Here is an 8,177-nt window from a genome sequence, read left to right as displayed (position 1 = left end):
CTCGGGCACGCCGAAGCTCTCCCGGTACGCGGCCAGCCGCTGGGGTGGGATCCCGATCCGGCCGGGAAGCGGCGGCAACGGGGCCCAGAGTAGTCGGACCCACCGGGCCGGCGGACGGGCATGCAGTGCTCTGGCCGCATCGGGTTCGGCGCGGGCGAAGGACGCCAGCATCCCGATCGCCGCCAACGTCACGACCAGGGCACTTCCGCCGTCGGAGATGAACGGCAGCGGCAGACCGGTGATCGGCAGCAGCCCGACCACGCCGCCGATGTTGATCACCGCCTGGCTCACCAGCCAGGTCGTGACGGCGGCGGCGGCGAGCCTGCGGAACGGGTCGTCGACCCGCCGGGCGATCCGCAGACCGGTGTACGCGAGCACGGCGAACAGGGCGAGCAGCACGGCGCAGCCGATCACGCCCAACTCCTCGGCGATGATCGCGAAGATGAAGTCGTTGTGGGCCTCGGGCAGCCAGTCCCACTTGACGCTGCCCTTGCCCAGCCCGACGCCGAACCAGCCACCGTGCTCGATGGCCAGCCGACCCTGGTAGAGCTGGAGGCAGCCGTCGAGCTTGCACTCCTGCGGGTCGGGCGGGTTGATGAACGACGTCAGCCGCGCCAGCCGGTAGTTGTCCGCGCCGCGCTCGCCGGAACCGGCGCCCAGCGAGGCGACCGCGATGAGCAGGCCGACGCCGAGCAGGCCGGCCACGGTCAGCGCGCCGAAGACCCGCATCCGCACGCCGGCGGCCCAGAGCAGGCCGACCACGAGGGCCAACAGGCAGAGCATCGTGCCGGTGTCGTTGTAGCCGACCAGCACGAAGAGCAGGCCCATCACCGGGAAGAGCGGGGTGGCCAGCTCCCGCAACCAGCCCAGCGCGGCCCCCTTGCGGGCGATCACGTGCGCGCCCCAGAGGACCAGCGCGAACTTGGCCAACTCGGAGGGCTGGAGCTGGATCCCGCCGACGAACAGCCAGTTCAGCCGTGCCTCGATCGGCCCGAACGACACCGACTTCAGGTTGGCGAGCCGGCCGTACGCGACCAGCAGGTTGAGCACCAGCAGCAGGGCCACCGCGGTGAACAGCAGCGGCCGGCCGAGCGAGCGGTAGGTGCTGGCGGGCAGCCGCTGACACACCCAGAACGCCCCGATGCCGATCACCGCGAAGATGGCCTGCTTGGTTAACGAGGCCGACGCGTTGCCGTCCTCGGCGTAGTCCTTCACGCTGGTCGCCGAGAAGACCATGGTCAACCCGATGAGCAGCAGCAGGCCGGCGCTGGACAGCAGCAGGTAGTAAGAGGCCAGCGGCCGGTCCAGCAGGCCCCGCAGCGCGGCCAGTCCACCGGCCGCGTCCAGCCCGCGCAGCGACGCCGACGCCCCGGCGGCGCTCTCCGCCGCACTGCTCTCCCGCGCCGCGCCGCTCTCCCGCGGAGCCGCCCCCGGCTCCGGCCCACGCGCGCCGTCGGGCCCGCGAGCGCCACCGGTCACCGCGGTACGCGCCGCGCTCGGTGACCGACGCCGCCGGCCGTCAGCTCTGTCCTCAGTGCCGATGTCCTCCCCCACCCCGACATCATCACCGCTCGACACCCCCGACGGCTCCAGAACGCCACCCCGGGCGTGTCGAGCCCCCTCCCGCCGATCTTGCGCTTTCTGTCCCGACCTAAGCCGCAGAGCGGGACATTCCACCGACAGAAGGTGCAAGATCGGCGGGGCAGGGCAGGGTCCCCCGCCCGGGGGGGTTATGTCATGTTGGCGAGGAACTCGCTGTAGAACAGGCCCAGGGCGATGGCCACGCCGATGCCGGCGATGATCCAGAACCGGACCACGATGTTGACCTCGCTCCAGCCGGCCAACTCGAAGTGGTGCTGCAACGGGGACATCCGGAACACACGTTTACCGGTGGTCCGGAAGGAGATGATCTGGATCACCACGGACATCGTGATGATCACGAAGAGCCCGCCGATGATCGGCAGCAGCAGGATCGTCCGGGTGGACATGGCCATGCCGGCGATCAGGCCGCCCAGCCCCAGCGCCCCGGTGTCGCCCATGAAGATCCGCGCCGGGGACGTGTTCCACCACAGGAAGCCCACACACGCCCCGGCGGCGGCCCCGGCTATCAGCGCGATCTCCAACGGGTCACGGACCTCGTAGCAGTACGGCTGGGAGTAGCTCGGGTCGGCGCACCAGTGGCGGTACTGCCAGAACGCGATCAGCGCGTACGCGGCGAGCACCATCACCGAGGCGCCGGTCGCCAGACCGTCCAGGCCGTCCGTGAGGTTGACGCCGTTCGTCGCGGCCATCACCACGAAGATGAAGATGATCACCGCGCCGACCTTGCTGACCTCCAGGAAGTCGATGTCCCGGATGAAGCTCAGCGTGGTGCTGCCCACGGTCTGGGTGTTGGTGGCCCGGCCCGTCGCGTCGGTCATCGTGCTCGGGAACCACAGCGCGATCACGCCGAAGACCGCGCCGACCAGGATCTGACCGAGCAGCTTGCCGCGCTTGTTGAGGCCGGCGCTGTTGCGCTTGCGCACCTTGAGGAAGTCGTCGAGGAAGCCCACCGCGCCGGAGAACACCATCAGCCCCAGCAGCACCAGCGCCGTGATGGTCGGCTCCACCTGCGCGATCTGCGCGTCCGGCAGCGTGGTCAGGGCCAGGTGGCCGGCCACGTACGCGATCACCGTGGCCAGGATGAAGACCACGCCGCCCATCGTCGGCGTGCCCTTCTTGCCCTGGTGCATGGCCGGGCCGTCGGACCGGATCGGCTGGCCGGCCTTGAGCCGGGTGAACACCTTGATCGCGATCGGGGTGCAGAACAGCGAGACGACGAAGGCCACCCCGATGGCGACGATGATGGCCCTCATCGAGTGGCCTCCTCGGCGGCGTCGGCGCGCAGGGCGTCAGCCACCTCCCAGGTCCGGTACCGGGAGCCCTTGACCAGGACGACGTCGCCCGGCCGTAGCTCGCCCCGCAGCACCTCGACGGCCGCCGCCTGATCGGTGAGCAGCACCGACTCTCCTCCCCAGTTCGCTACCGCTGTCGCGCCTTCGTGGATCGGCGCGGCCGGCTCGCCCACCACGAGCAGCCGGTCGACACCCAGCTCGGCCGCCAGCCGGCCGACCTCGGCGTGGCCGTCGCGCTCGAACGGGCCCAGCTCGGCCATGTAACCGAGCACCGCGACGGTACGCCTCTCCCGTCCGAGGCTGCCAAGCGCCCGGAGCGCGACCGCCATCGAGGCCGGGTTGGCGTTGTACGAGTCGTCGATGACCGTCACCCCGTCGGGCCGGTCGAAGACGTCCATCCGCCGGGTGGACTTCAACCCCAGCTCGCCGAGCGCCGTGGCCAGCTCGGCCAGCGGCATGCCCAGCTCCCGGGCGACCGCGGCGGCGGCGAGCGTGTTGCCGACCTGGTGGCGGCCGGTCAGCGCGAGCCGCACGGCCGCGCGCCCCTCCGGCGTGACCAGGGTGTACGACGGGTGCCCCCGCTCGTCGAGCGTGACGTCCTCGGCGCGCAGGTCGGCGTCCGGCGCCTCGCCGTAGCGGACCACCCGGGCCCGCGTACGGCTCGCCATGGCGTCCACCCGGGGGTCGTCGGCGTTCAGCACGGCCAGCCCGTCTGCCGGCAGCGCCTCGACCAGCTCGCCCTTGGCCTGGGCGATCGCCTCCTGTGAGCCGAACTCACCGATGTGCGACGTGCCGACGTTGAGCACCACCGAGATCCGCGGCGGCACCAGCTCACACAGGTAGCGCACGTGCCCGATGCCCCGCGCGCCCTTCTCCATGACCAGGTAGCGGGTGTCCGGCCCGGCCAGCAGCGCCGTGTACGGGTGACCCAGCTCGTTGTTGAACGAGCCGGGCGGCGCGACCGTGGCGCCGAGCCGGGCGGTGAGCTGACCGATCAGGTCCTTCGTGGTGGTCTTGCCGGACGAGCCGGTCACCCCGACCACGGTCAGCTCGGGCAGCCGGTCCACCGCCGCGCGGGCCAGCCGTCCCATCGCGGTCAGGGCGTCGTCGACCAGCACCATCGGCACCCCGGGAACCGCGCGGGTGCCGAGCACCGCCACCGCGCCGGCCTCGATCGCCCTGGCCGCGTAGTCGTGCCCGTCGACCTTCTCCCCCGGGAACGCCACGAAGAGCGAACCGGGCCCGACCTTGCGCGAGTCGAACTCGACCGAACCGGTGACGGTGGCGGCCGGGTCGGCGGCGACGAGCCGCCCGTCGACGGCCGTGGCCACCTCGGCCAGGGTCAGGGCGATCACCGCTGACCCGCCCGGTCCGCGAAGCGGGCCCGCAGCGCGTCGGCCAGCTCGGTGCTGTCGTCGAACGGGAACACCTCGCCCGCCACCTCCTGGCCCCGCTCGTGGCCCTTGCCGAGCAGAGCGATCACGTCGCCCGGCTCAGCCAGTCGGACCGCCTCGTCAATCGCGTCCCGCCGACCGGCCACCTCGATGATCCGGGCGGCGGTGTCGGCCCGGTACGCCCCGGCGAGCACCTCGGCGCGGATCTCGGCCGGGTCCTCGGTGCGCGGGTTGTCGTCGGTCACCAGCACCACGTCGGCCCCATCGGCGGCGGCGGCGCCCATCACCGGCCGCTTGCCCCGGTCACGGTCCCCACCGGCGCCGATCACGCAGATCAGGCGTCCGACGCTCAGCTCCCGCAGCGCGGCCAGCGCCGCCACGATCGCGTCCGCCTTGTGCGCGTAGTCGACGACCCCACGCACCGGCCCGGCGACGTCGACGAGTTGCAGGCGACCGGGCACGCCACCGCAGGCGGCCACCCCGCCGGCGGCGGTCCGCGGGTCCACCCCGGCGCCCACCAGCGCGGCGATGGCCAGCAACGCGTTTGCCACGTTGTGCCGGCCGGGCAGCGCCACCCCGGCGGACACGACCACGCCGTCCGGGCCGTGGGCGGTGAACCGTTGCGCGTACCCCTCGCCGTCGACGCCGTCGGCCCACCACGTCGCGGTGGGGTCGCCGGCCGCCGAGTAGCTGACCGTCGCCGGCTGGTAGAGCGGCGTGAGGGCCGGATCGTCGCGGTTGAGCACCTCGACCGCGCACCGGCCGTCGAAGAGCTGCGCCTTGGCGGCGAAGTAGTCGGCGCTGTCGGCGTGGAAGTCCAGGTGGTCGGAGCCGAAGTTCGTGTAGCCACCCACGGCGAAGCGCACCCCACCGACCCGGCCCATGGCCAGGGCGTGGCTGGAGACCTCCATGACGACGGCGGTGACCCCCCGCTCGCGGGCGGTGGCCAGCATCGCGTGCAGGTCGGTCGCCTCCGGGGTGGTCCGCACGCTGTCGATCACGAGATCGCCGAGGCGGGTCTCCACGGTGCCGATCAGTCCGGTGGTGTGTCCGGCGGCGCGCAGCCCCGACTCCACCAGATAGGCCGTGGACGTCTTTCCGGCTGTGCCGGTGATGCCGATGACGGTCAGGTCGGCGGTCGGGTCGCCGTACACGGCCGACGCCAGTTCGCCGAGCACCGCGCGCGGGTCGGGGACCACCAGGGCGGGCAGGCCGCTCGCCGCCGCCAGCTCCGCGCCGGCCGGGTCGGTCAGCAGGGCCACCGCGCCGGCCTCGGCCGCGCCGACGGCGAACTCCGCGCCGTGGCGGCGGGCACCGGGCAGGGCCGCGTACAGGTCGCCGGGGCGGACCTCCTGGCTCGCGTGGGTGGCACCCGTGACGAGCACGTCGGCGGCGTCCGCCGGCAGGTCGACGGCGAGCCGGGCGGCGAGATCACCGAGCCGTACGCCGGTCACGGTACGTGGACGTGGATTGCCGGGCACGGCGTCAGACCCTACCCGGTCGTCCGGTTCCGGCCGCACAGCCGCCCCGGTGGTTCGTCGGCACTCACCGATGATGTCGCGCCCACGCCGCTCAGCGCGGATAGACCACGAACTTCGGTGCGGAACCACTCGGGGACGGCGGCACCCGGTAGTGACGCAGCGTGAACTGCATCATCTTCCGGAACGCCGGGTTGGCGATCGCCGCGCCACCACCGCCGGGGGCGTACACGAAGACCGCGATCACGTACCGGGGCTTCTCGGCGGGGGCCATGCCGATGAACGAGGACACCTCGCCCGACTGCCTCTTGCCGTCGACCCGACGCCACCCGGTGCCGGTCTTGCCGGCGACCCGGTAGCCGGAGACCGCGGCCGTGGTGCCGGTGGCGCCCTCGACGGTGGTGACCGCCTCCAGCATGGTGCGCAGCGCCGCCGCGTTCTGCGGGCTGAGCACGGAGCGGGTGACCGGCGCGGGCGCGGGGGTCCGCTTGCCGTCCGGGCCGATCGTCTCCTTGACCAGGTGCGGCTGCACGTACGTGCCGTCGTTGGCGATCGCGGCGTACGCGGCGGCCATCTGCAACGGGGTGGCGTCGACGCTGTGCCCGATCGGCACCGAACCGTACGACGAGTCGCTCCACTCGTCGGCCGGCAGCAGCCGGCCGCTGGCCTCGCCGGGCAGGCCCTCGCGGGTGGGCTGCCCCAGCCCGAACCGCTTCTGGTAGTCGATCAGCCGGTCCTTGCCGAGCTTGTCGGCGACGGTGATGGCGCCGACGTTCGACGAGAAGGCCAGCATCCCCGGAATGCTCATCTTCTTGCCGTTGGCGGGGTGCGTGTCCGAGAACCAGGTGTCGCCCATCTTGATGCTGTTCGCGATCGGCAGCGTGGTGTCCGGGGTGATCACCCCCTCCTGGAGCGCGGCGGCGTAGGTGATGGCCTTGTGCACCGAGCCCGGCTCGACCACGAAGCTGGTCGCGGCGTCCTCCCGGGCGACCGGGTCGCCCGGGGTCGGCTTGGCGGCGTTGTAGGTGGGGTCGCTGGCCTGGGCCCGCACCTCCCCGGTGGCGACGTCGATGATCACGGCTGCGGCGGTCGCGCCCTTCTGCCCCGCCATCCCCGCGCTGAGGATCTGCTGGCAACGGAACTGCAGGTCCCGGTCGATGGTGAGGGTCAGCGAGCTGCCCGGCTTCGCCGGAGTCGTCTTGCTGTAGCCGCCGGGGATCGGCGCGGCGAGGTCACCGAGGCCGGCCTCGTACACCCGCCGGCCGTCCTGCCCGGAGAGCAGGTCGTCGTAGCGGGCCTCCAACCCCTCCAGGCCGTCCATGTCCTGGCTGGTGAAGCCGATCAGGTTGGCCGCCAGGTCGCCGCCGGGCACCTCCCGGCGCTCGTCGCGGTGCACGCCGATGCCGGGCAGGTCCAGGTCCAGCACCTGCTTGGCCGTCGGGATCTCCACCCCCCGGGCCAGGTACTCGAAACGCGACGCGTTGCCGTTCTCCAGTTTGCGGGGCTTCATCAGCTCGGTCAGCTTCGACGCGGGAATGCCGAGCAACGGGGAGAGCGCCTTGGCGGTGGCGTCCGCCCCGATCCACCCGGGGCTGGACCGGTCTTCGATCAGCGTCGGGTCGGCGAACACGTACCGCGCCTCGACGCTGTGCGCCAGCGGCTCGCCCCGGAAGTCGTAGATCGCGCCACGCGGCGCGGGCAGCTCCACGGTGCGCGTCCGGTCGGCGACGCCACCACCGGCGTAGGCGGGGGTGTCGACCGCCTGCAGGAAGATCAACCGCACCCCGATGGCGACGAAGAGCGCCAGGGTGAGCACGGTGCCCAGGCGCAGCCGCAGCCGCGGGTCGGCGAGCTTCGGCGGGCGGGGCGGCTTGCGGGACGGCCGGCGGGCCGTCGGACGGTCGCCGCGACCGGGCGCGCGGGGCGTGGTGCGGCGACGCGGCGGCGGGACGTCACCGGGGGCGCCGCGCGGGTTCCGGGGCGCGACGGTGCGCACGACGCCGCTGCGGCCGGCCGCCGGAGCGTCACGCCGGCCGGCGCGGGCGGCGGCCCGGCCGCCGTCGAGCACCTGCAACGCCGGCCGGAACGGGTCGCCGGACCGCGTGCTGCCCCGAGGGGTACGCCGCTGCTCGGCGTTCCCGCCGCGCGAGGGCGTGCCGCGCTCCTCACGGACCGTCCGCCCCCTCGGGGTGTACGCCCGAGCGCCGGAGATGCCACCGATCCCCGGCTCACCCGTGCGGGACTCGGAGTCGGCGGCGTCCCGGCGAGAGCCGCGCCGGGACCCCGTGGGGTCCCGGGGCGGCGCGTGCGACCTCGGTGGGCCCCGGCAGCCGCCCCCGCCCGGGCGGGGGGCCGACGGCGCGCCGGGGGCCGGCGGGGGGACGCCGCTCGGCGTGGCGGGCCGCCTCCGG

5 protein-coding genes are annotated in these 8,177 nt (G+C 73.4%); all 5 read right to left on the bottom strand.

Translation table 11 applies throughout. The annotated features are described in order from the left end of the window. A partial coding sequence (locus AB0J36_RS34030) for a putative peptidoglycan glycosyltransferase FtsW (protein ID WP_363661578.1) occupies window positions 1-1,329 on the bottom strand: 1,329 nt, incomplete at its 3' end. A gap of 401 nt (window positions 1,330-1,730) precedes the next feature. Beyond that, the gene (gene mraY, locus AB0J36_RS34025; RefSeq protein ID WP_355049464.1) at window positions 1,731-2,855 is read right to left on the bottom strand and encodes a phospho-N-acetylmuramoyl-pentapeptide-transferase; all 1,125 of its coding nucleotides are present in this window, start codon (window positions 2,853-2,855) and stop codon (window positions 1,731-1,733) included. Next, window positions 2,852-4,249: a UDP-N-acetylmuramoyl-tripeptide--D-alanyl-D-alanine ligase gene (gene murF / locus AB0J36_RS34020; RefSeq protein WP_357399236.1), complete on the bottom strand. Its 1,398-nt coding sequence runs from the start codon at window positions 4,247-4,249 to the stop codon at window positions 2,852-2,854. The genes mraY and murF overlap by 4 nt, the downstream gene beginning before the upstream one ends. Continuing rightward, window positions 4,246-5,808, bottom strand: a complete 1,563-nt coding sequence (locus tag AB0J36_RS34015) for a UDP-N-acetylmuramoyl-L-alanyl-D-glutamate--2,6-diaminopimelate ligase (protein ID WP_357170705.1) — start codon at window positions 5,806-5,808, stop codon at window positions 4,246-4,248. The genes murF and AB0J36_RS34015 overlap by 4 nt, the downstream gene beginning before the upstream one ends. Window positions 5,809-5,860: 52 nt before the next feature. Further along, window positions 5,861-7,834, bottom strand: coding sequence for a penicillin-binding protein 2 (locus AB0J36_RS34010; protein ID WP_363661577.1), 1,974 nt, complete (start codon window positions 7,832-7,834; stop codon window positions 5,861-5,863). Window positions 7,835-8,177 lie beyond the last annotated feature (343 nt).

This window comes from Micromonospora sp. NPDC049662, from assembly GCF_040675055.1.
In the GTDB taxonomy this organism is placed as follows: domain Bacteria; phylum Actinomycetota; class Actinomycetes; order Mycobacteriales; family Micromonosporaceae; genus Micromonospora.
The sequence above is the reverse complement of the archived record's forward strand: the minus strand, read 5'-3'. Positions and strand labels throughout refer to the sequence as shown.

Coding starts and splice junctions, on each gene's coding strand:
- mraY (WP_355049464.1), bottom strand. CDS start 2,855: ATGAGGGCCATCATCGTCGCCATCGGGGTGGCCTTCGTCGTCTCGCTG.